Source organism: Streptomyces sp. NPDC051217, from assembly GCF_044455465.1.
Lineage (GTDB): Bacteria > Actinomycetota > Actinomycetes > Streptomycetales > Streptomycetaceae > Streptomyces.
Window position 1 is genome coordinate 39390 of record NZ_JBITEV010000013.1, and the last position, 21114, is coordinate 60503.

Genomic DNA, 21114 nt, shown 5'->3' on the forward strand with positions numbered 1-21114 from the left:
CACGGCACTCCTCAGTACGCGAGCGAGCGGTCGACGGCGTCGAGCACCCGGTCCAGGCCCGGAAGGTACTCCTCCTCCAGGCGCGCCGGCGGATACGGGGCGTGGAAGCCGCCCACCCGCAGCACCGGAGCCTCCAGGTGGTAGAAGGAGCGCTCCGTGATCCGGGCGGCGATCTCCGCGCCGGAGCCGTAGAACACCGGCGCCTCGTGGACCACGACCAGCCGGCGGGTCTTCTCCACCGACGTCTGGATCGTGTCGAAGTCGATCGGGGACATCGAGCGGAGATCGAGGACCTCCACCGACCTGCCCTCCTCGGCCGCGGCCGCCGCCGCCTCCAGACAGACCTTGACCATCGGGCCGTACGCCGCGAGCGTCAGATCCGTGCCGGCCTGGGTGACCCGGGCCTTGTGGAGCGGGCCGGGGATGGCCTCGGTGTCGACCTCGCCCTTGTCCCAGTAGCGGCGCTTGGGCTCGAAGAAGATGATCGGGTCGTCGCTCTGGATGGCCTGCTGCATCATCCAGTAGCCGTCCGCTGACGTCGACGGCGAGACGATCTTCAGCCCCGCGACGTGCGCGAACAGCGCCTCCGGCGACTCGGAGTGGTGCTCGACGGCGCCGATGCCACCGCCGTACGGAATGCGGATGACGACCGGCATCTTGATCTTGCCGAGCGCGCGGGCGTGCATCTTCGCGAGCTGCGTGACGATCTGGTCGTACGCGGGGAAGACGAAGCCGTCGAACTGGATCTCCACGACGGGCCGGTAGCCGCGCAGCGCGAGGCCGATCGCCGTACCGACGATGCCCGACTCGGCGAGCGGGGTGTCGATGACCCGGTCCTCGCCGAAGTCCTTCTGGAGACCGTCGGTGACCCGGAAGACGCCGCCGAGCTTGCCGACGTCCTCGCCCATGATCAGGACCTTGGGGTCGGTGTCGAGGGCGACGCGCAGCGACTCGTTGATCGCCTTCGCGAGGGGGAGTTTCTGTACGGCCATGGCTACTTGCCCTCCTCGGCGGAACCGGCGTCCGGACCGGAGTCCGCGAACGACGCCTCGTATGCCGCGAACTGCGCCCGCTCCTCGTCGACGAGGGCGTGCCCGTCGGCGTAGACATGCTCGAAGATCGCCATGTGGTCCGGGTCGGGCATCGCCCGCACCGCCTCACGCACCCGCCTGCCGAGCGCCTCGCTCTCCTTCTCCAGAGCGGCGAAGAACGTCTCGTCGGCGGCCGACTCCCGCTCCAGATACGCCCGCAGCCGCAGGATCGGGTCCTTCGCCTCCCACGCCTCGCGCTCCTCGTCCGCCCGGTACTTCGTCGGGTCGTCGGACGTGGTGTGCGCGCCCATGCGGTAGGTGAACGCCTCGATGAGCATCGGGCCCTCGCCGCTGCGGGCGCGCTCCAGGGCGGCGCGCGTCACGGCCAGACAGGCCAGTACGTCGTTGCCGTCGACCCGGACGCCGGGGAAGCCGAAGCCCTGCGCGCGCTGGTAGAGCGGCACGCGCATCTGCTTCTCGGTGGGCTCCGAGATGGCCCACTGGTTGTTCTGGCAGAAGAAGACCACCGGCGCGTTGTAGACGGCCGAGAAGGTGAACGACTCGGCAACGTCGCCCTGGCTGGACGCGCCGTCGCCGAAGTAGGCGATGACGGCGGAGTCCGCGCCGTCCTTGGCGACGCCCATCGCGTAGCCGGTGGCGTGCAGCGTCTGCGAGCCGATGACGATCGTGTACAGGTGGAAGTTGTTGGTCTTCGGGTCCCAGCCGCCGTGGTTGACACCGCGGAACATCCCCAGCAGATTCGTCGGGTCGACGCCCCGGCACCAGGCGACACCGTGCTCCCGGTAGGTCGGGAAGACATAGTCCTCGTCGCGCAGCGCGCGTCCCGAGCCGATCTGGGCGGCCTCCTGGCCGAGCAGCGAGGCCCACAGGCCCAGCTCGCCCTGACGCTGGAGGGACGTGGCCTCGGCGTCGAAACGGCGGGTGAGGACCATGTCGCGGTAGAGACCGCGCAGGGACTCGGGGGTGATGTCGGCTACGTAGCCGTCGTACTCGTCGTTCTGGACACGCTCGCCCTCGGGCGTCAGCAGCTGTACGAGCTGGGGCTCGGAAGCCTTCGGCTGCGGCGTCGTCTTGGCGCCGGCGCGCTTGGTGCCGCTGCTACGTCGCGGCTTTCGCGCGGCGGCAGTGCTCTCCACGGTCACGTGCGTGCTCCTCCGTCGGTCCGGTCCCCGGGATCCGCCGGGAACCAGTGCGGCTCGCCTGCTTCCGGACGCGTGCACGGGGTGGGTGCGGCCCGGCCGGGACAGGCGTGACAGGTGCCCCGGCGAGCGCCCTGTCACAGGCACGTTACCCAGTGGGTCGCATTCCTGCGAAACCCCCTTGACCTGCGATTTTGCTTGGATTTCCAAGTAAATCGAAAAAGTCGGGGACAACCACTGGTCACAGCCTTGCAGGCCGCCGGAACAACGGCACGTTATCCCGGCGGCCCACGGCGGGGATAGAGGGAAGTGTGTTTGACTGATGTCGTGCCTGAAAAGGGAAAAATCACCGTATTTCTGCTGGACGATCACGAGGTGGTCCGACGGGGCGTCCACGAGCTGCTCGCCGTCGAGGACGACATCGAGGTCGTGGGCGAGGCGGGGACGGCCGAGGACGCGCTGACCAGAATCCTGGCGACCCGGCCCGATGTCGCGGTGCTCGACGTACGGCTGCCGGACGGCAGCGGGGTCGAGGTCTGCCGCGAGATCCGCTCCAGGGACGAGAGCATCAAGTGTCTGATGCTGACCTCGTTCTCCGACGACGAGGCGCTCTTCGACGCGATCATGGCCGGCGCCTCGGGTTATGTACTGAAGGCCATTCGCGGCGACGAGCTGCTGACCGCCGTACGGGACGTGGCCGCCGGCCGTTCCCTGCTGGACCCGGTCGCGACCGCGCGGGTCCTCCAGCGGCTCCGCGAGGGCAACGCCCCCAAGGGTGACGAGCGGCTGGCGAACCTCACCGAGCAGGAGCGCAAGATCCTGGATCTCATCGGCGAGGGCATGACCAACCGCGCCATCGGCGAGCGGCTGCATCTCGCCGAGAAGACGATCAAGAATTACGTCTCCAGTCTCCTGTCCAAGCTGGGGATGGAGCGCCGGTCGCAGGCCGCCGCGTACGTGGCCAGAATCCAGGCCGAGCAGCGCTGAAACCTGTCGAAGGGCCTCTCCCGGCCCCGGTTCCCTAAAGGCCGGATAAGGACCAAGGTCCCACGCATCCGGGGCGGGCTCCCCTGTTCTGTGGGCGATCGGTGACTGAGAGTGGGAACCATGTCCACCGATGATCTGCGCGCCATCGAGCTGCTCAACCGGGTCCGGTACGGACGGGTGGCGACGAGCATGCGGGCGATGCCCTTCGTGGCCCCCGCCCGCCACATCGTCAGGGACGACAGCTTCGTCCTGCGGATGCACCGGGGGATGGGCTACCACCGCGCGTGCAGCGGCAGTGTGGTCGCGTACGGCGCCGACAATTTCAACACCGGCGAGCCCGACCTCTGGTCGGTGCAGTTCACCGGCACCGCGAACCTGATCAGGCCGACGGACGACGAGCTGGCGCTCTTCGGGCCGGGTCCGCACCACGTCGACGGCGAACCGTTCGATGCCGTCTACATGAGCATGACGCCCCAGTTCGCGACCGTGCACGTCCTCGAATACTCGTCGGAGCAAGCGACCGCCGAAACGACAGCCGAAACAGCCGGGGCGACCGGGAGCGGGAGCGGCAGCAGACCGCGACACGATCAACACGCTGCGTGATCTATCATTTGACGGGTGCCACGCTCATCTGCAACGACTGCGACGATGCCCTATGTCGCTACCGCTCCACCCGTGGCCGACCAGCCCTTCGGCCTCCTCCCCCTCGGTGACCTGCTCCGACGCTACGAATACGGCGGCGAACCCCTGTCCTGCCGGCCCGTCGCCCAAGGCCTGCTGAACCGTGGCTACCGGCTCACCACGACCCACGGCTCCTTCTTCCTCAAGCACCATCTCGACGGCGACCACGAGTCCATCTCCCGCCAGCACCACGCCACCCGGCGGCTCCAGGCGCTCGGCGTGCCCGTCGTGCCGCCCGTGCGGGACACCGAGGGCGGCACCGTCGCCGTCGTCGGCGGCCACTGCTACGCCCTGCACCCCTGGATCGACGGCCGGCACCGCACCGGCGCCCAGCTGACGCCCGCCGCGTCGGGGCGGCTCGGGTCGCTCCTCGGAGTCGTACACACCTGTCTGGAACAGGTCATGGGGCCGGCGAAGTGCCGCCTCGCGTACGACGGCGCGTACGACAGCGCCACCCCCGCGGACACTTTCGCGCTCATCGACGAACTGCTCGCCCTCGCCCGTGGTCGCACTCCCCGCGACGGCTTCGACTCCCTCGCCGAGCACCGGCTGCGGGAGCGCCGTGCGCTCCTGGAGAGCCATGCCCACCACCGCCCCCCACCGGGCGCCGAGACGGCCACCGGGTGGGTGCACGGCGACTTCCACCCGCTGAACCTGCTCTACCGGGGCACGGAGCCCGCGGCGATCGTCGACTGGGACCGGCTGTCCGTCCAGCCGCGCGCCGAGGAGGCGGTCCGGGCGGCGGCGATCTTCTTCGTACGGCCGTCGGGGGAGCTGGACCTGGAGAAGGTACGGGCGTACGCGCGCGCCTACCGGCTCGCGGCCGGGTCCGACGTCCCTGAACTGGCCGCGGCCGTCCACCGGGTGTGGTGGGAGCGGCTGAACGACTTCTGGATACTGCGCTGGCGCTACCTGCTGGACGACCGAAGGGCCGACCCGCAGTTCCCTGCGGTGTCGGCCCTGGCGGTCTGGTGGACGCGGAGGTACGAGGAGGTGTGCGAGGCGTTCACGGGGTGAGGGCGGCCGTGCCACCCCTCCCGGGACTGCTACCTCGTGACGCCCTCGATGGTGCCACCGGGTTCACCCGCTTCGCCGCCCTCGGTCGTTCCGGTGGAGCCCTCCGTCGTGCCCTCGGTCGTGCCTTCCGCCGTGCCTTCCGTCGTGCCCTCGGTGGTGCCCTCCGCCGTGCCTTCCGTGGTCCCCTCGGTGGCGCCCTCGGTGTCGCCCTCCGTCGCACCCTCGTCGTCGCCCGGATCGGGCGAGGACGGCGTGACCGACGGCTTCTCGGACGGCGTCGGCTTCTCGCTCGGGGTGTTGTCCGGCGGGTACTCCGGCTGCTGGTTGCCGCCCGTCGAGGTGGACTCCTCGTCGTCGGACGGCGTGGACTCGTCGTCCGACTTCGTCGGCTTCTCGCTCGGCGTGCTGGACGGGGTCTGCGTGGTCTTCTGGTCGTCCTTGTTCCCGGTGTCCGTGCCGGCCATGTTGTTCAGCGCGTACGCGGCACCCGCCAGGATCGCGATCACGGCCAGCACGGCGAACAGCCACATCTTGCCGCGGCCGCCGCCCCCGTTGCCGTGGTGGCCGCCGTCGTAACCGCCGTCGTTCGGGTTCTGCGGCGGCAGCAGCGGGCGCTGCGCGGTGTCGCCGTGCGGCGGGTGACCGAGCGCGCCCGTGGCGGCGACGCCCATCGCCGGGGTGCCGCCCTCGTGCATGTCGACGGGGCCGGTGTTCCACGTGCCGACGTGGCTGCCCTGCTGCTGGAGCATCTGCATGCCGTACTGGACGAGGCCGCGCATCTCCTCGGCGCTCTGGAACCGGTCGTCCGGGTCCTTCGCGAGCGAGCGCATGACCAGCCCGTCCAGCTCCGGCGGCACCACGTCCGAGACCTCGGACGGCGGTACGGGGATGTCCTGGACGTGCTGGTACACGACGGAGAGCGGCGTCTCGCCGGTGAACGGCGGGCGCAGCGACAGGAGTTCGTAGAGCAGACAGCCCGTGGCGTACAGGTCGGACCGGTGGTCGACGGCCTTGCCGAGGGCCTGCTCGGGGGAGAGGTACTGCGGAGTGCCCATGACCATGCCGGTCTGGGTCATCGTCGACTGCGCGCCGTGCAGGGCACGGGCGATGCCGAAGTCCATCACCTTGACCGCGCCGCCGTGCGTGATGATCACGTTCGCGGGCTTGATGTCACGGTGCACGATGCCGTGCTGGTGCGAGTACGCGAGCGCCTCAAGCACACCGGAGACGATGATCAGCGCCTGTTCCGGGGGCGGCGCCTCCGCGTTGAGGAGCAGATCGCGGATCGTGCGGCCCTCGACGAGCTCCATGACGATGTACGGGACGGTCCGGCCGCCCACGACATCTTCACCGGAGTCGTACACCGCCACCACGGCGTGGTGGTTGAGACCGGCCACCGACTGGGCCTCGCGGGTGAAGCGGGCCTTGGAGACCGGGTCCTCGGCGAGGTCGGAGCGGAGCAGCTTGACGGCCACGGTACGGCCGAGCCGGACGTCCTCCGCCGCGTACACCTCCGCCATCCCGCCCCGGCCGAGGCGGTACGTCATCCGGTAACGGCCGTCGCCGACCAGCCCGCCGACGCCCCATGAGTCCGCAGCATCAGGCACTCCGCCGCCGCCTGCTTCGGGTTCGGGTGCCATCAGTCCTCGCCGTCGTATCTGTCCGCGTGCCGCGCGCGGGCGGGGGTCGCGGTGGTGCCTGGGATGGGTGAAGGTGTGGGGCCAGGAGCCGGTACGAATCCTGGTTGTTGCTGTGCCGGTCACGCTACAGCCTTCGCGCGGCACGCCGATCGGAGATGGACCGGTCATCAAACCCGGTACGTCTGCGCACAGGCAAATTCCATGCGTTTCCTGTAACGCTTCCGAGACGCTTGTTGTGCGTAGGGTCACGGAACGGGCACCCCGCTTGACGTGTCAGGGCCCTGCGGCAGACTTGGCCCGTAAATACGGGAGCATGTGAGTACGGATCAGCGCGAAGCACTGGATCACCGCGTCGCCGCGCCGAGGGGGAAGCACAGTCATGAGCCACGACGGCGCACAGGGCCGCTACGCGGGCGGTTCGGTCGCGGGCGGCCGGTACCAGCTTCGTGACCTACTCGGCGAGGGCGGCATGGCGTCCGTCTACCTCGCGTACGACGCGGCTCTCGACCGGCAGGTCGCCATCAAGACGCTCCACACGGAACTCGGCCGCGAGCAGTCCTTCCGTGAACGCTTCCGGCGCGAGGCCCAGGCTGTCGCGAAACTGTCGCACACCAACATCGTCTCGGTCTTCGACACCGGTGAGGACGAGCTGGACGGCTCGCTCATGCCGTACATCGTCATGGAGTACGTGGAGGGGCAACCGCTCGGCTCCGTCCTCCAGTCGGACATCCAGCAGTACGGCGCGATGCCGGCCGACCGCGCGCTGAAGGTGACGGCGGACGTGCTCGCCGCGCTGGAGACCAGCCACGAGATGGGCCTGGTCCACCGCGACATCAAGCCCGGCAACGTGATGATGACCAAGCGCGGCGTCGTCAAGGTGATGGACTTCGGCATCGCGCGGGCCATGCAGTCGGGCGTCACGTCGATGACGCAGACCGGCATGGTCGTGGGCACGCCGCAGTACCTCTCCCCCGAGCAGGCGCTGGGGCGCGGCGTCGACGCCCGCTCCGACCTGTACTCGGTCGGCATCATGCTCTTCCAGCTGCTGACGGGCCGGCTGCCCTTCGAGGCGGACTCACCGCTGGCGATCGCGTACGCGCATGTGCAGGAGGAGCCGGTCGCGCCCTCGTCGATCAACCGCTCCATCACTCCCGCGATGGACGCGCTGGTCGCGCGGGCGCTGAAGAAGAACCCGAACGAGCGGTTTCCGAGCGCCGCCGCGATGCGCGACGAGTGCGCGCGGGTGCTGCCGCAGGGCCACACCGGCGCCCCGGTGATCGTCCAGGGCGCCCCGTCGGCGAGCGGCGCGGGCGTGGGCTCGGCGGTCTTCCCGCCGGTCGACCAGGGGTTGCAGCCGCCGCAGGGCGGGGTGCAGACGCCGTATCAGCCGGGGGCGTACGGTCCGCCGACACCGGCGCCGGTGCAGACACCGCCCCCTACGTACGGCTACCCGCCACAGCCCAACCCGGGCTACCAGACCCCGGCACCGTCGTACTCGATGTCGCCGCAGCCCCCGATGGGCCCGGGACAGGGCGGGCACGGCGGCCACGGCGGCCACGGCGGCGGTGCCAACAACGGCGGCAGGCGGAACATGCCGGTCGTCGTCGGCTCGATCGTGGTCGCGGTCGCGGCGATCGCCGGTCTGACCTTCGCGCTCACGCAGGGCGGCGACGACGACGACAAGGGCGGCTCGGTGTCCAACCCCAGCGGCTCGGCGGTCGCGGGCCACCGGCCGCCGGAGCGCTACCGGACGATCGATCCCGAGAAATGCTCGGACGCCTCGGAGGACGGGGTGGATCCGACGAAGGTCCAGGCGCCCGACCTTCGTTACAAGGACATCCTCTCGGTGAAGGACTGCCTGACGGCCGCGGGGTGGACCTGGGCCGAGGTCAAGGAAGTGGACGACGGCGCCCAGGCAGAGGGCATCGTCGTCGAGCAGTACCCGCGCCAGGGCGCGGCCGTTCTGCCCAAGGACCAGGAGTTCGAGCTGAAGATCTCGACCGGTAACGCCGGTTGATCACCTGCTCGGGGAGATCCTTCAGAACAATCCGTGGTCGGTGACTCACGCATATGAGTTAGCGTGAGCACAACAACTCGCCGGCCAGGGCAAATCGCCTTGCGCAAACGAGTGTCCAGCCTTGTTGTCGCCGGTGCGGCAGCCGCCGTCATCGTCCCTGCCGCCGCCTCTCCGGCGGCGGCGGCGGTGAACGCCGTGGGCGCCTCGTGGGGTGTCACGGGTGCTTCGGGAAGTGGCTTCTGGGTCTTCGCCGGCCGCACTCAGCTCAACAGCGTCAGCCTCAGGGTCACGGACACCTCGGCCGACGGCCACCGCGTGGCGATCCAGCTTCAGACGGTGCGGGGGTCGGGCGCGACACACCTGTGGCCGCTGCACCACGACTACGGCGGAAACGGCGCCTCGCACACCTGGAACACGACGGCCACGGACTCCCTCGGCATCGAGTACGCCTACATCGAGGTGTTCGTGAGGGAGGGCGGCAGCGTGATCCGATCCTGCGGCGACAACTCGATCACCAACCCGTACTACTGAAGTCCAGGCCGGTCACCCGTACACGGTTCCGGCCTTCTTTCTCCGTGACCGCCCGGCACACCGCGTGTGCCGGGCGTTTCGTCGGCCCGGTGGCCCGGGCGTCAACTCCGCGCGCCGGAGCCCGCACGGCCGAGATGCCGCTTCTGTCACCGCATGTGACGCTGAGTCGGTGATGTCACGGCTCCACGCACGGCTCCGTTCCTCCCGCGCGCTCGCGATCGCCGTCGCGGTCATACTCGCCTCTCCGCTGTCGAGCCCGCCCCTCGCGTACGCCGAGGATCGCGAACCCCCGTCCGCCGAGCCGTCGCGCTCCCCGAGCGCCGGCTCCTCGCTGGCGGGGAACGAGGCCGGGCAGGGGCGGCCCCGGCCGGGGCGGACGAGCGCGAGTGCCGAGGTGTCGTCGTCGGTCGCCGTCACCGCGCCCGCCGACCCCACCGTGCCGATGTCACCGAGTGCGAGCGGACGACCTTCGTCCGGTTCCGCTTCGCCCTCCCGCAGCCGTTCCGCGTCGGCCTCGGCCAAGCCGGAGAACGACAGGAAGCCGGACACGGAGAAGTCCCCGAAGAGGGAACGCGAGCGCGAGCAGGACGACTCGGACGGGAGTGAACTCGGCGGCGAAGAGCTCCTGTCGGACGACTCCGAAGCCTCCGAGGAGGGGCCCGTCCCTCCCCGCACGCCCCCTCAGGACGCCTCCGCGCAGGAGCAGAACAGCCAGGCGGTCTCCCAGCCGGTCGCCCGCGCCGTGCCCGCGCTGACCCTCGGCGTCGGCATGGCCCTGATGGGTCTCGGTATCGGTTTTCTGGGTCTACGGCTCCGGCGACGCTGACGCCGGCCATCCGGCGCGCCCCTACACATCCCCTCCCACCTGCGCGTTCACCACCCTCGTACATCCCTCGTCACCCTTACCTCCTCCTTACGACGGACCCGTGACGTCCCTCTCAGGGCCCTTGCCGTCGAAGGCATACTGGGTATACATACTGAGTATGTCGATCCGCCACGGGCTGCTGGCCCTCCTCGAATCGGGACCGCGCTACGGCTCCCAGCTCCGTACGGAGTTCGAATCCCGTACCGGCGCCACCTGGCCCCTGAACGTCGGCCAGGTCTACACGACGCTCAACCGGCTGGAGCGCGACGGCATGGTCCTCCAGGACGGTGAGGACGAAGCCGGCCACGCGCTCTACGTGATCACCGCCGCCGGCCGCGAGGAGCTGCGGAACTGGTTCCGGTCACCGGTCGACCGGCGCAGTCCGCCGCGCGACGAACTCGCCATCAAGCTCGCCATGGCCGTCGGCGCACCCGGGATCGACATCCGCGAGGTGATCCAGTCGCAGCGCCACCACACCGTGCAGGCGATGCAGGACTACACCCGGCTCAAGGCCCAGGCCACCGACGTCTCGCCGGACAACCGGGACGACGTGGCGTGGCTGCTCGTCCTCGAACAGCTCATCTTCCAGACCGAGGCCGAGGCGCGCTGGCTCGACCACTGCGAGGCCCGGCTCGTCCGGCTCTCGCTGATGAACGCCCAGAAGGAGAAGCAGCGGAGGAAGGAACAGGAGAGCGCCGCCGACGGCACGGGCGACGGGACCGCCGGCCCGGTCCGGCCGCCCGACGCCGCGCCGCCGGGGGAGAAGCCCGCGCCCGCCTCCCGGGTCGGCTTCGGCCGCTCCGGAAACCGCTGACACCGCGCCCGTACCACCAACCACGTACCCACCCACCCACCTACGCGTCTGCGCACAGATCCGTTCTCAAGGGGGACCCACCCATGCCTGACCAGGCACCGCATCCCGTGCTCCAACTCAAGGACCTGACCCGCGTCCACGGCAGTGGCGCCACCGAGGTCCACGCCCTGCGCGGGATCAACCTCGATGTCTTCCCCGGCGAACTCGTCGCCGTCATGGGCCCGTCAGGCTCCGGCAAGTCCACGCTGCTCACCATCGCCGGCGGTCTCGACACCCCGACATCGGGCCAGGTGATCGTCGAGAACACCGACCTCACCACCGCGGGCCGCAAGCAGATCGCCGCGCTGCGCCGCCGCAGCATCGGCTACGTCTTCCAGGACTACAACCTCATCCCGGCCCTCACCGCCGCCGAGAACGTCGCTCTCCCCCGCGAGCTCGACGGCACTTCCGCCCGCAAGGCCCGCGTCGAGGCCGTCGCAGCGCTGCGCGAGATGGAGCTCGACGACCTCGCCGACCGCTTCCCGGACGAGATGTCCGGCGGCCAGCAGCAGCGCGTGGCCATCGCCCGCGCGCTCGTCGGCGACCGCCGACTGGTCCTCGCCGACGAGCCCACCGGCGCCCTCGACTCCGAGACCGGCGAGTCCGTGCTCGCCCTGCTGCGCAGCCGCTGCGACGCGGGCGCGGCCGGCGTCCTGGTCACGCACGAGCCGCGCTTCGCGGCCTGGGCCGACCGCGTGGTCTTCCTCCGGGACGGCGCGGTCGTCGACCAGACCCTCCGCAGCCAGGCCGACTCGCTCCTCACGGGCCAGGCGGCCGAACGGTGAAGAACTGGTACCACTCCTGGCGCGCCGCGATCCGCATAGCCCGCCGTGACGCCTGGCGCTTCAAGGGACGCAGCTTCCTCGTCCTCGCCATGCTCGCCCTGCCGATCCTCGGTGTGAGCGCCGCCGACCTGACGCTGCGCAGCGCGGATCTCACCGCCGCCCAGCAACTGGACCGCGACCTGGGGCGCGCCGACGCCCGCGTCACCGACCCGCGTATGGGCGGGGTCCCCCTCATGCAGAACCCCAAGGGTGACAACTATCAGCCGGTGAAGAGCTACGACGACGAGCCGTGGCCCGAGGGCGAGATGGACGTCGCGACGGCCCTCCCGGCGAACACCGAGTCCCTGATCGACTCGGAGGGCACGGCCAAGCTCCGGACGACCCACGGTCTGCTGAGCACCTCGGTCCGGGAGCTGAAGGCCGCGGACCCGATGGCCGAGGGCATCATGGTCCTCGACCGCGGCCGGTTCCCGCGGGAGGCCGGCGAGGTCGCGGCGACCAACGCCTTCCTGGGCAGCAGCGGTCTCCACGTCGGTTCGAAGCTCACCGCGCGCGGACTCGACACCTCGTTCCGGATCGTGGGCGCGTACGAGCTGCCGGACGGCCTGAACACCGCCCAGGTCAACGCGCTTCCCGGCGCTCTGCTGGCCCCGCTCGACAAGGCTCTGGCCGCCGCGGAGCTGCCCGGCACCCAGACGTATTCCACCTATCTGACCTCGGTCCCCGGCGACGCCGGTTTCACGTGGAACATGGTCAAGGAGACCAACGCCAAGGGCGCCGCGGTCACCTCGCGCGCGGTGGTGCTCGACCCGCCGCCGGACTCGGACGTGCCGCTGTACGAGAAGGAGGGCGCGTCCGACTACGGGGGCGGCTCCACCAACGCCACCGAGCTCGCCATCCTCACCACCATCGTCGGCCTCGCGATGCTGGAGATCTGCCTGCTGGCAGGCCCCGCGTTCGCCGTCGGCGCCCGCCGCTCCCGCCGCCAGCTCGGCCTGGTCGGCGCCAACGGCGGTGACCGGCACCACATCAGGGCCATCGTCCTCAGCGGCGGTCTGGTGATCGGCGCGGTCGCCGCCGTGGTCGGTACGGTGCTGGGCGTCATCCTGACCTTCGCGCTCCAGCCGGTGCTCGAAGCCTTCCTGGGCAAGCGCTTCGGCAGCTTCGACCTGCGTCCGCTGGAGCTGATCGCGATCGCGCTGGTCGCGGTCGTCACCGGCCTGCTGGCCGCGATCGTGCCCGCGGTGACCGCGTCCCGGCAGACCGTCGTCGCCTCACTCACCGGTCGCCGTGGCATCCGCAAGAGCAGCAGGGTGCTGCCGATGCTGGGCCTGACCGCCGTCGTACTCGGCGCGGGCATCGCGCTGTACGGCTCGACCGTGTCCGACCAGACCATGATCGTCGCAGGCGGCAGCGCGCTCGCCGAGCTCGGTGTCGTGGCCCTGACGCCCGCCCTGGTGGGGCTCTTCGGGCGGATCGGCCGCTGGCTGCCGCTCTCACCGCGGCTCGCGCTGCGGGACGCCGTACGTAACCGGGGCCGTACGGCTCCGGCCGTGGCGGCGGTGCTGGCGGCGGTCGCGGGCACGGTGGCCGTGGCGACGTACACGGCCAGCTCGGACGCCCAGGCCGAGGCCCGGTACGAGCCGGAGTTGCCGTACGGCGCGGTCGCGGTCCTGTCCCCGGAATCCGCCGCGGACGTCCCGTCGATGCGCGAGGACGTGCAGAAGCTGCTTCCGACGGACGTACGGGCCGATGTGGACCGTGTCGTGGTCGGCAAGAAGAGCTGCTCCTCCTACGGAGGCGGCGACGAGTGCGGACAGTACGAGATCGTCACGCCCAAGGCGTACGAGTGCCCTCTCTGGGCGTACAGCGCGACGGGCGAGGACCCGTCGGACAAGTTCTCCAAGGCCGAGAGGCGCAAGTTCGCCACGGACTGGCGCTGCGAACAGGGGGGCACCGGCCTCGGCAGCGTCGGCGGCGAGATCCTCGTCGGCGACGACAACCTGCTCAAGGTGCTGGAGATCAACAACCCGGAAGCGAGCGAGGCGCTCGCGAACGGGCGGGCGGTGTCCTTCAGCAAGCGGGTCCTCACCCCCGAGGGCGCTGTCGACAAGGGCGGGGCGAAGGGCGGCGCGGGCGGTGCCGCGGTCGCGCCCAAGGGCGGCGTCAACGGGACGATCGACGTCCGCCTCGTCACCGCGGCGCAGCTGAAAGACGCGGAAGCGGCGGGCGAATCGGACGCCGAGAAGCGGCCGGGCACCGTCAAGACACTCCCCGCCCACCAGTTCTCGGGCAGTGGGAACGCGTACGGCGTCACGGTGATCGTGCCTCCGGACGCGGCCGAGAAGGCGGGAATCACGACCGTCCCGTTCGGTTCCTTCTTCACCACCGAGAAGCTGCCGAGCGACGCGCAGCAGCAGAAGCTCGCCGGCGAACTCGACAAGACGGGCAGCGATCCCTGGCTGACCATCGAGAAGGGCTTCGCCCCCGAGAACAGCGCCACGCTGCTGGCGCTCGCCGTCTTCGCGGGGCTGATCACCATCGGCGCCGCCGGTATCGCCACGGGCCTCGCCCAGGCCGACGCCGAGGCCGACCTGAAGACACTCGCCGCCGTCGGGGCGCCGCCCAGGGTCCGCAAGGCGCTGAGCGGTTTCCAGTGCGGGGTGGTGGCCGCGATGGGTGTCGTACTCGGCTCGGCGTCGGGGATCCTGCCCGCCGTCGGGCTGCGCTTCACCGAACGCCGCGCTGAGGACCAGATGTACGCGCGGATGCTGGACGAGGGGTGGTCCAGCGGGGAGCAGGCCACGGCGCCCTTCGTGCCGGTGGTCATCCCGTGGGAGACGCTGGGCGTCCTGCTCGTCGTGGTCCCGCTCGGCGCGGCCGTACTCGCCGCGCTGGTCACCCGCTCGCGGGGCGCGCTGGCGCGCAGGGCGGCGATCTGACACCGGTCCGCGGGCGCGGGTGAGCCCCCGGGGGAGAGCGATTCGCTTTCCCCCGGGGGCTCACCTCGCGTCGGCACCCAGGTGCGAGACAATGAAGATATGGAAATGCCGAGGAACGAACGGTCGCAGGAGAGCAACCCCCATGTCCTCGTGGTGGGACAGGACGGGATGGCGCTCGGCGGCGGACACGGGGACGACGAGCCGCGCGAGATCCCGGTGACGGAGATGGTCGAGCAGCCGGCGAAGGTCATGCGTATCGGCAGCATGATCAAGCAGCTGCTCGAAGAAGTGCGGGCGGCTCCTCTGGACGAGGCGAGCAGAGTACGGCTCAAGGAGATCCACGCCGGTTCGGTGAAGGAGCTTGAGGACGGACTCGCGCCCGAGCTCGTCGACGAGCTGGAACGGCTCTCGCTCCCGTTCACCGACGAGGCCATTCCGTCCGAGGCCGAACTGCGCATCGCGCAGGCCCAGTTGGTGGGCTGGCTGGAGGGCCTCTTCCACGGGATCCAGACGGCGCTGTTCGCCCAGCAGATGGCGGCGCGGGCGCAGTTGGAGCAGATGCGCCGGGCGCTTCCGCCGGGCGCGTCGCAGGACGGCGAGGACGGCGAGGACCCGGGCGCGCACGGCGCGATCCGGTCGGGGCCGTATCTCTGACCCTTCTGATCTCATGGCTCTGGAGTGACGCCTCTTAACCCGAGCCCTCTTGTCCGACGCTTCTGAGATGTGCGGTCACCTTCAGTTCACCTGATGGACACGGCTAGGTTGATCACGATCAGCTGTAGCAACCAACCTGCCGACAAGGTGACGCACTTGAGCGAAAGCATTCACAGCGGCGAAGCGTCTGCCGTAAGCCGTCGCACGCTTCTCCGAACAGGCACAGGGATAGTCGCCGCCGCCGCAAGCGGCGGCGTTTCCTTGTTCTCGGCCCGGTCGGCCAACGCGGTCGTCCCCACGTCACAGCGCTTCGTGTTCGAGGGGACGGGGGACGATCCCGTCCTGCGACGAAGACTTCACCAGCCCTACTGGGCGATGCAGTCCTTCGCGTACGACCACGTCCACGGGCACATCTACTTCGTCCAGACCAAGCCCGGGAGCACGAACGGCGATCTCTGGATGACCAGGACCGACCTGTCGGGCAATGTGCTGGGAGCCATGGCGCTCCACTCGTTCGACCACGGCTCGTCGATGGGGATCGAGCCGGACACGCCCGGAGCCCCCTATGTGTGGCTCGCGGGCGACTGGCAGAGCCTGAGCCCCGGCACGGCCCCCAACAGCCACAAGATCGCCCGCTTCAAGTACGTCGACGACGGCCTCATCGACTACTTCAACCACCAGGGCAGGGTGCGCGAGTTCCCGATCGGGCTCTCCGACTTCGTCGACTGCCCGAGGCCGTCGATCGATCCCTACACGAACCGGTTGCTCCTGAGGTACATGGGAACGACGAGTCCGTGGCGCCTCGCGCTCTTCGACCTCGCCGACGTCATGCGGTCGGGTATCACCAGCTCCACCCGCATCCTCACCCAACGCGCCCTCCCGACCAACGCTCAGCTCGGTCTCTCCGACTCCGACCACTTCCAGGGCGTGACCTCCTACGGCCAGTACGCCTACCTCAGCTACGGCGGTCCGCCCGCGCGGCCCACGGACCCGGCCCGGCCGTCGTACCTGGTCCGTCTCGACATGAACAAGACCGGCGGTTCGGTCGAGGAGGTGTTCCCGACGACGGCCGGGAACTCGCTGCCCGGTCGCGAACCGCAGGGAATGGCGATCTGGCGTACGTCGAGCGGGCCGCGGCTCACGTTCGGCTTCTCCGCCAAGGTCGCGACCGGCCCCGACCAGTTCGAGGCGAGCGTCTTCTACAAGGACCAGCTCACCGGGTAGGCGCTCCGGTCCCCGGCCTCCCGTCGGGCTCCGGCCTCCGGGTCCGGTCCCCGGGTCCGGTCCCCGGGTCCGGTCGGTCTCCGAGGGTCCTCGGAGACCGGCCGGAGGGGGCGTGTACGTGTTACGGGCGCAGCAGCAGGATCTTGCCGACGTGGTCGCCCGACTCCAGCGCGCGATGCGCGTCCGCCGCCTCCGACAACGGGAAGGTGCGGTCCACGATGGGCCGCACCTGCCCGGCGCCGATCAGCGGCCAGACATGCTCCCGTACGGCGGCGACTATCGACGCCTTCTCGCCGGGCGGACGTCCCCGCAGCGACGTCGCCGTGATCGCGGCGCGCTTGCCCAGGAGGGCGGCCAGGTTGAGTTCACCCTTCACCCCGCCCTGGAGACCGATCACCGCGAGCCGGCCGTTGACGGCCAGCGCCTTCACATTGCGGCCGAGATACTTCGCGCCGACGATGTCGAGGATGACGTCGGCTCCGGCGCCGTCCGTGGCCTTCTTCAGCTCGTCCACGAAGTCCTGCTCGCGGTAGTCGATCAGGATGTCCGCGCCCAACTCGGCGCAGCGCGCCAACTTTTCGGGCCCGCCCGCCGTGACGGCGACCCGCGCGCCGACCGACTTGGCGAGCTGGATGGCCATCGTGCCGATACCGCTCGCGCCACCGTGCGCCAACAGCGTCTCGCCGGGGCGCAGATGGGCGATCATGAAGACGTTCGACCAGACGGTGGCGGTCACTTCGGGGAGCCCGGCGGCCGTCGCCAGGTCCACGCCGTCGGGGATGGGGAGCAGCTGGCCCACCGGCACGGCGACCTTCTCGGCGTAACCGCCGCCCGAGAGCAGGGCGCACACCTCGTCGCCGACCGACCAGCCCGAGCCCTCGGTGCCGGGGCCGAGCGCGGCTATCCGGCCCGCGCACTCCAGACCGGGGTAGGGGGACGAGCCGGGCGGCGGATCGTAGAAGCCCTGGCGTTGCAGCAGATCGGCGCGGTTGACCGCGCTCGCCACGACGTCGACGAGGACTTCGCCCTCGGTGAGTACGGGATCGGGCACTTCGGCCCAGACGAGCGCCTCGGGGCCACCGGGTTCCGGAATCGTGATCGCATACATGGTCGGGAGGCTACCCCCCGGCTCTCCGCGCAGTACCGATCGCGGGCGTGGACTCCGGCTCGTACGACCCCGGTCACGGATGGCCGGGCCGGCGGTGGCCGACGGCCGGCCGGTCAGTCCGACTTGTTCTGCTCCGGGTTGGGATCCGCCCGCACGATCGTGATCAGCCGGTCGGTGAGCTGGAGCGGGCTGGCCAACGGGTCGTCGTACCCCAGCAGCCGGTGCCCACGCAGGACACTGACCACCAGATCGTCCGTCTCCCTTACGCTCCGCCCCACCTCGGCCTTTATCACCGGTCGTTCGATGAGATCGAGGCCGCTGCCCTGCTGGATCAGGTCCTCCATCACCGTGCCCGCGACAGGGCTGAGCACGGAGAGCCCGAGCAGCCGGCCGGCCGCGCTGGCGCTGGTGATCACGGCGTCCGCGCCGGACTGGCGCAGCAGCGGCGCGTTCTCCTCCTCACGTACGGCGGCGACGATCTTCGCCCCGCGGTTGAGCTGACGCGCGGTCAGCGCCACCAGCACCGCCGTGTCGTCGCGCTGAGTGGCGATCACCACCTGCCGCGCCCGCTGGAGTTCGGCCCGCAGCAGCACGTCGCTACGCGTCGCGTCGCCGATGACGCCCACGAATCCGTCCGCGTTGGCCGCCTCGATCACCTTCGCGCTGGGGTCGACGATGACGATCTGGTCCTTCTTGAGCCCGGTGGCGCAGAGGGTCTGCATCGCCGACCGGCCCTTCGTGCCGAAGCCGACGATGACTGTGTGGTCACGCAAGTTGGACCTCCAGCGGTTCAGCCGCCACTCCTCCCGGGTGCGCTCCGTGAGGACCTCAAGAGTGGTGCCGACCAGGATGATCAGAAAGAGCACGCGCAGCGGTGTGACCAGCACGACGTTGATGAGCCGGGCCGCGTCGCTGTACGGGACGATATCGCCGTAACCCGTGGTGGAGAGGGTGACGGTGGCGTAGTAGACGGCGTCGAGGAAGTCGACCGAGTCGTCGGAGTTGTCGTGGTAGCCGGTGCGGTCGATCCAGACGATGAAGACCGTGGTCGCCAGCACCCCCAGCGCCATCAACAGCCGCTTGCTGACCTGCCGCAGCGGCCGGTCGACGATCCGGCGCGGCAGCTTCACCCGGCTGGTGACCAGGTGTTCGTCGGCATGACGCGCCATGGCGTCGTGGCCGGGAAGTTTCACGTGAAACACCCGTCATCGATCGAGGCGGTGGCGTCGGCCCAGGCGGCCCAGGGCAGGTCGAGGACTTCCAGTTCGTCGCCCGGAAGCGCGCCGCCCGGGGGGACGACCGCGAGCCCGTCGGCGACGGCGATGCCGCGCAGCATGGCGGGACCGTTGTAGCGCAGCGGCACGAGCTGGTCGTCGCGGTGGACGAAGGGCACGAGACGGGTGTCGTGGGGATGGCCGTGCACCTCGTCCCGTACAGGCGCGTGATACGCGGGCGCGGGCGCCCGTCCGCCGAGTGCCCGCAGCAGCGGCTCGGCCAGCGTCAGCAGCCCCGATACGGCGGCGAGCGGATTGCCCGGCAGGCCCACCAGATGGCGGCCGGAGGCGAGCCTGGCCAGCAGCATGGGGTGGCCGGGGCGTACGGCGACCCCGTCCACGAGCAGTTCGGCGCCCGCCCTGGCCAGCACGGGGTGGACATGGTCGACGGGGCCGCCGGCCGTACCGCCCGTGGTAAGGACCAGATCGGCCTCGGACTCGGTGACCGCCCGGTACAGGGCGTGCGCGTCGTCCGCGACCCGCCGGGTGTCGATGACCTCGGCGCCGAGTGCGCGCAGCCAGGGCGCGATCATCGGGCCGAGCGCGTCGCGGATGAGGCCGTCGTGGGGCAGTCCGCGGACGAGCAGTTCGTCGCCGAGGACCAGGACCTCGACGGTCGGGCGGCGGGCGGTGAGCAGCTCGTCGTAACCGGCGGCGGCGGCCAGGCCGAGCACCGCCGGGGTCACCACGGCCCCGGCGGGCAGGAGTTGGTCGCCGGAGCGGCACTCCTGGGCACGGGGGCGGATGTCCTGGCCGTGGACCACCTCGCGTTCGGCGTGGAGGTGGCCGGTGGTGTCGGTGCGGGCGTGCTCGCTGCGGATCACGGCGGTGGTGTCGGGCGGGACACGGGCGCCGGTGGCGATCCGTACCGCTGTGCCGTCGGGGAGCGGGGTGGCGGCGGCGTGCCCGGCGAGAATGCCCGTGGTGGGGGCCGGGAGCGCGTCGTCCGCCGCGGGGTCCGCCGCTTCGTCGGGCTCCACCGGTCGTACGGACCAGGGGCCCGGTCCGGACACCGCCCAGCCGTCCATCGCGGAGGTGTCGAAGGACGGCAGGTCGGTGAGGGCGGTCAGGGGCTCGGCGAGGACGTGCCCCAGGGCCTGTTCGAGGGGGACGCGGCGGATGCGGGCGGGGTTCGCGGGGTTACTGGGGCTGCTGGGGCTGCTGGGGTCTTCCGTGGGGGCGGTGGCCGCCGAACGGCCGGAGCGGGCCGCGATCGCGCGGGCTTCGGCCCACGGCGACGCCTGGTGCCTGCCCCTGCCGGCCGCGGGCTTCGCCGGCGCGGAGCCCTGGTCGGCGCCGTGGCGCGGGCCGGCGCCCGGCTCCTGACCCCGGCCCGCCTCCGGCTGCCTGGCGAACAGCGCGAGGACGTCCTCGACGCCGTCGACCTCGCGGTCCTGAGCCGTCATCCGGCGTCGGCCCCCTCGGCCTTGCCGCCGTTCCCGTCCTTCCCGTTCGTCCCGTCCTTCCCGTCCGTCTCGTCGGCCCAGCGCAGGGCGAGCGCCACGGCCTTCCGGGACGCCTCGGCCACCGCCTCGGGACCTCCGCCGCCGGCCGCCGCACGACCCGCCGCGTACCCGACCAGAAAGGTCGTCAGCGGCGCGGCCGGCCGGGCCACACCGTGCGCGGCGTCGCGGGCGAGATCGAGCAGGAGCTTGATGTCGACGTCGAGTTCGAGGCCGAGTTCGTCCTTGACCGCGGTAATCCATTCGTCCAGCACGATTCCATGCTCCCTGATGCGTGCCCGCGCCGTGGAGATGTCTTCCCAGGTGTCGCAGTCGAAGGATGCGAGCGGGTCGGCGTCCGCGGCGACCCGGGCGAGGTCGAGTTCATTCGTCAGCAGTCGGAGTGGCAGCCCGGCGATGCTGCCGTACTCGGTGGCGAGGAGGGCGATCTCGCGGCGCAGTGGTTCGGTGCGGTACGCCGCGACCAGCGGCTGGTCGCGGCCGTCCGCGTCGGTGAGCAGCACGCCTTCGCGTTCGGCGTCCGCCGCGAGTACGTCCAGGAGCCGGTGCGTCGTCTCCCGTGTCAGGAAGGGCAGATCGGCGGAGAGCACGAGCACGGTGTCCGCCTCGACGTGCCGTACCCCCGCGTCGAGCGCGGCGACCGGGCCGCCGCCCGGCGGCTCCTCGCGCGCCCAGCGCACCGGCCGCGCCGTGGGCCGCCGACCGCCCACGACCACGGTCCGCCCGGCATCGCCGCAGGCACCGAGGACCCGGTCGAGAAGCGCCCGGGCGCCGATGCTGACGGCGGGCTTGTCGACTCCGCCGAGCCGCTTCGCGGTACCTCCGGCGAGCACGATGGCGTCATGGGCGGTCGTGGTCATGGCTGAAGTATGGTCCGTGATC

At 70.8% G+C, this 21114-nt stretch carries 18 protein-coding genes; 11 read left to right on the plus strand and 7 right to left on the minus strand.

What is annotated here, in order from left to right; genetic code table 11:
• Nucleotides 1–11: 11 nt before the first annotated feature.
• Nucleotides 12–992 carry an alpha-ketoacid dehydrogenase subunit beta gene (locus ACIBBB_RS26170; protein ID WP_398986029.1) on the minus strand — a complete coding sequence of 327 codons (981 nt, stop codon included), beginning with the start codon at nucleotides 990–992 and terminating at the stop codon, nucleotides 12–14.
• Between the two features lie 2 nt (nucleotides 993–994).
• The gene (gene pdhA / locus ACIBBB_RS26175) at nucleotides 995–2194 is read right to left on the minus strand and encodes a pyruvate dehydrogenase (acetyl-transferring) E1 component subunit alpha (RefSeq protein ID WP_398986031.1); all 1200 of its coding nucleotides are present in this window, start codon (nucleotides 2192–2194) and stop codon (nucleotides 995–997) included.
• Between the two features lie 324 nt (nucleotides 2195–2518).
• Between pdhA and ACIBBB_RS26180 the strand changes: the two genes are divergently transcribed.
• The 3 genes from ACIBBB_RS26180 (at nucleotide 2519) to ACIBBB_RS26190 (ending at nucleotide 4876) form a co-directional block, all read left to right on the plus strand.
• A complete protein-coding gene (locus ACIBBB_RS26180) occupies nucleotides 2519–3178 on the plus strand; it encodes a response regulator (RefSeq protein ID WP_398986033.1) in 660 nt (219 codons plus the stop codon).
• 120 nt (nucleotides 3179–3298) lie between these two features.
• Nucleotides 3299–3781, plus strand: coding sequence for a pyridoxamine 5'-phosphate oxidase family protein (locus ACIBBB_RS26185; protein WP_398986035.1), 483 nt, complete (start codon nucleotides 3299–3301; stop codon nucleotides 3779–3781).
• Between the two features lie 45 nt (nucleotides 3782–3826).
• Nucleotides 3827–4876: a phosphotransferase gene (locus ACIBBB_RS26190; protein ID WP_398986037.1), complete on the plus strand. Its 1050-nt coding sequence runs from the start codon at nucleotides 3827–3829 to the stop codon at nucleotides 4874–4876.
• A 29-nt stretch (nucleotides 4877–4905) separates the two neighbouring features.
• Here the strand turns inward: ACIBBB_RS26190 and ACIBBB_RS26195 are convergent, their stop codons facing one another.
• A complete protein-coding gene (locus ACIBBB_RS26195; protein WP_398986039.1) occupies nucleotides 4906–6516 on the minus strand; it encodes a protein kinase in 1611 nt (536 codons plus the stop codon).
• 379 nt (nucleotides 6517–6895) lie between these two features.
• On the opposite strand from ACIBBB_RS26195, the gene ACIBBB_RS26200 reads away from it, so the two are divergent.
• The 8 genes from ACIBBB_RS26200 (at nucleotide 6896) to ACIBBB_RS26235 (ending at nucleotide 16387) form a co-directional block, all read left to right on the plus strand.
• Nucleotides 6896–8533 carry a protein kinase gene (locus ACIBBB_RS26200; RefSeq protein WP_398986042.1) on the plus strand — a complete coding sequence of 546 codons (1638 nt, stop codon included), beginning with the start codon at nucleotides 6896–6898 and terminating at the stop codon, nucleotides 8531–8533.
• Nucleotides 8534–8644: 111 nt separating this feature from the next.
• Nucleotides 8645–9064 carry a hypothetical protein gene (locus tag ACIBBB_RS26205; protein WP_398986044.1) on the plus strand — a complete coding sequence of 140 codons (420 nt, stop codon included), beginning with the start codon at nucleotides 8645–8647 and terminating at the stop codon, nucleotides 9062–9064.
• Between the two features lie 172 nt (nucleotides 9065–9236).
• Nucleotides 9237–9890 carry a hypothetical protein gene (locus tag ACIBBB_RS26210; RefSeq protein ID WP_398986046.1) on the plus strand — a complete coding sequence of 218 codons (654 nt, stop codon included), beginning with the start codon at nucleotides 9237–9239 and terminating at the stop codon, nucleotides 9888–9890.
• A 157-nt stretch (nucleotides 9891–10047) separates the two neighbouring features.
• Nucleotides 10048–10743, plus strand: coding sequence for a PadR family transcriptional regulator (locus tag ACIBBB_RS26215; RefSeq protein ID WP_398986048.1), 696 nt, complete (start codon nucleotides 10048–10050; stop codon nucleotides 10741–10743).
• 83 nt (nucleotides 10744–10826) lie between these two features.
• Complete coding sequence (locus ACIBBB_RS26220) at nucleotides 10827–11567, plus strand: ABC transporter ATP-binding protein (protein WP_398986050.1); 741 nt, start codon at nucleotides 10827–10829, stop codon at nucleotides 11565–11567.
• Complete coding sequence (locus tag ACIBBB_RS26225) at nucleotides 11564–14509, plus strand: FtsX-like permease family protein (RefSeq protein WP_398986052.1); 2946 nt, start codon at nucleotides 11564–11566, stop codon at nucleotides 14507–14509. Before ACIBBB_RS26220 ends, ACIBBB_RS26225 begins: the two co-directional genes overlap by 4 nt.
• Before the next feature lie 99 nt (nucleotides 14510–14608).
• Nucleotides 14609–15163: a bacterial proteasome activator family protein gene (locus tag ACIBBB_RS26230; protein WP_398986054.1), complete on the plus strand. Its 555-nt coding sequence runs from the start codon at nucleotides 14609–14611 to the stop codon at nucleotides 15161–15163.
• Nucleotides 15164–15424: 261 nt separating this feature from the next.
• The gene (locus tag ACIBBB_RS26235) at nucleotides 15425–16387 is read left to right on the plus strand and encodes a hypothetical protein (RefSeq protein ID WP_398986057.1); all 963 of its coding nucleotides are present in this window, start codon (nucleotides 15425–15427) and stop codon (nucleotides 16385–16387) included.
• Nucleotides 16388–16508: 121 nt separating this feature from the next.
• On the opposite strand, the gene ACIBBB_RS26240 is transcribed toward ACIBBB_RS26235, so the two are convergent.
• The 4 genes from ACIBBB_RS26240 to ACIBBB_RS26255 all read right to left on the minus strand — a co-directional run bounded on the left by ACIBBB_RS26240 (nucleotide 16509) and on the right by ACIBBB_RS26255 (nucleotide 21092).
• Nucleotides 16509–17495, minus strand: a complete 987-nt coding sequence (locus tag ACIBBB_RS26240) for an NAD(P)H-quinone oxidoreductase (RefSeq protein WP_398986059.1) — start codon at nucleotides 17493–17495, stop codon at nucleotides 16509–16511.
• A gap of 113 nt (nucleotides 17496–17608) precedes the next feature.
• Nucleotides 17609–18664: a potassium channel family protein gene (locus tag ACIBBB_RS26245; RefSeq protein WP_398986451.1), complete on the minus strand. Its 1056-nt coding sequence runs from the start codon at nucleotides 18662–18664 to the stop codon at nucleotides 17609–17611.
• A 20-nt stretch (nucleotides 18665–18684) separates the two neighbouring features.
• Nucleotides 18685–20175: a molybdopterin molybdotransferase MoeA gene (locus tag ACIBBB_RS26250; RefSeq protein ID WP_398986061.1), complete on the minus strand. Its 1491-nt coding sequence runs from the start codon at nucleotides 20173–20175 to the stop codon at nucleotides 18685–18687.
• A complete protein-coding gene (locus tag ACIBBB_RS26255) occupies nucleotides 20172–21092 on the minus strand; it encodes a DUF6457 domain-containing protein (protein ID WP_398986063.1) in 921 nt (306 codons plus the stop codon). The genes ACIBBB_RS26250 and ACIBBB_RS26255 overlap by 4 nt, the downstream gene beginning before the upstream one ends.
• Between the last annotated feature and the right edge of the window lie 22 nt (nucleotides 21093–21114).

Excerpts from the sequence above, each read along its gene's own strand:
- ACIBBB_RS26170 (WP_398986029.1), bottom strand. The coding sequence starts at position 992 with ATGGCCGTACAGAAACTCCCCCTCGCGAAGGCGATCAACGAGTCGCTG.
- ACIBBB_RS26185 (WP_398986035.1), top strand. The coding sequence starts at position 3,299 with ATGTCCACCGATGATCTGCGCGCCATCGAGCTGCTCAACCGGGTCCGG.
- ACIBBB_RS26190 (WP_398986037.1), top strand. The coding sequence starts at position 3,827 with ATGCCCTATGTCGCTACCGCTCCACCCGTGGCCGACCAGCCCTTCGGC.
- ACIBBB_RS26195 (WP_398986039.1), bottom strand. The coding sequence starts at position 6,516 with ATGGCACCCGAACCCGAAGCAGGCGGCGGCGGAGTGCCTGATGCTGCG.
- ACIBBB_RS26200 (WP_398986042.1), top strand. The coding sequence starts at position 6,896 with ATGAGCCACGACGGCGCACAGGGCCGCTACGCGGGCGGTTCGGTCGCG.
- ACIBBB_RS26210 (WP_398986046.1), top strand. The coding sequence starts at position 9,237 with ATGTCACGGCTCCACGCACGGCTCCGTTCCTCCCGCGCGCTCGCGATC.
- ACIBBB_RS26215 (WP_398986048.1), top strand. The coding sequence starts at position 10,048 with ATGTCGATCCGCCACGGGCTGCTGGCCCTCCTCGAATCGGGACCGCGC.
- ACIBBB_RS26220 (WP_398986050.1), top strand. The coding sequence starts at position 10,827 with ATGCCTGACCAGGCACCGCATCCCGTGCTCCAACTCAAGGACCTGACC.
- ACIBBB_RS26230 (WP_398986054.1), top strand. The coding sequence starts at position 14,609 with ATGGAAATGCCGAGGAACGAACGGTCGCAGGAGAGCAACCCCCATGTC.
- ACIBBB_RS26240 (WP_398986059.1), bottom strand. The coding sequence starts at position 17,495 with ATGTATGCGATCACGATTCCGGAACCCGGTGGCCCCGAGGCGCTCGTC.
- ACIBBB_RS26245 (WP_398986451.1), bottom strand. The coding sequence starts at position 18,664 with ATGGCGCGTCATGCCGACGAACACCTGGTCACCAGCCGGGTGAAGCTG.
- ACIBBB_RS26250 (WP_398986061.1), bottom strand. The coding sequence starts at position 20,175 with ATGACGGCTCAGGACCGCGAGGTCGACGGCGTCGAGGACGTCCTCGCG.
- ACIBBB_RS26255 (WP_398986063.1), bottom strand. The coding sequence starts at position 21,092 with ATGACCACGACCGCCCATGACGCCATCGTGCTCGCCGGAGGTACCGCG.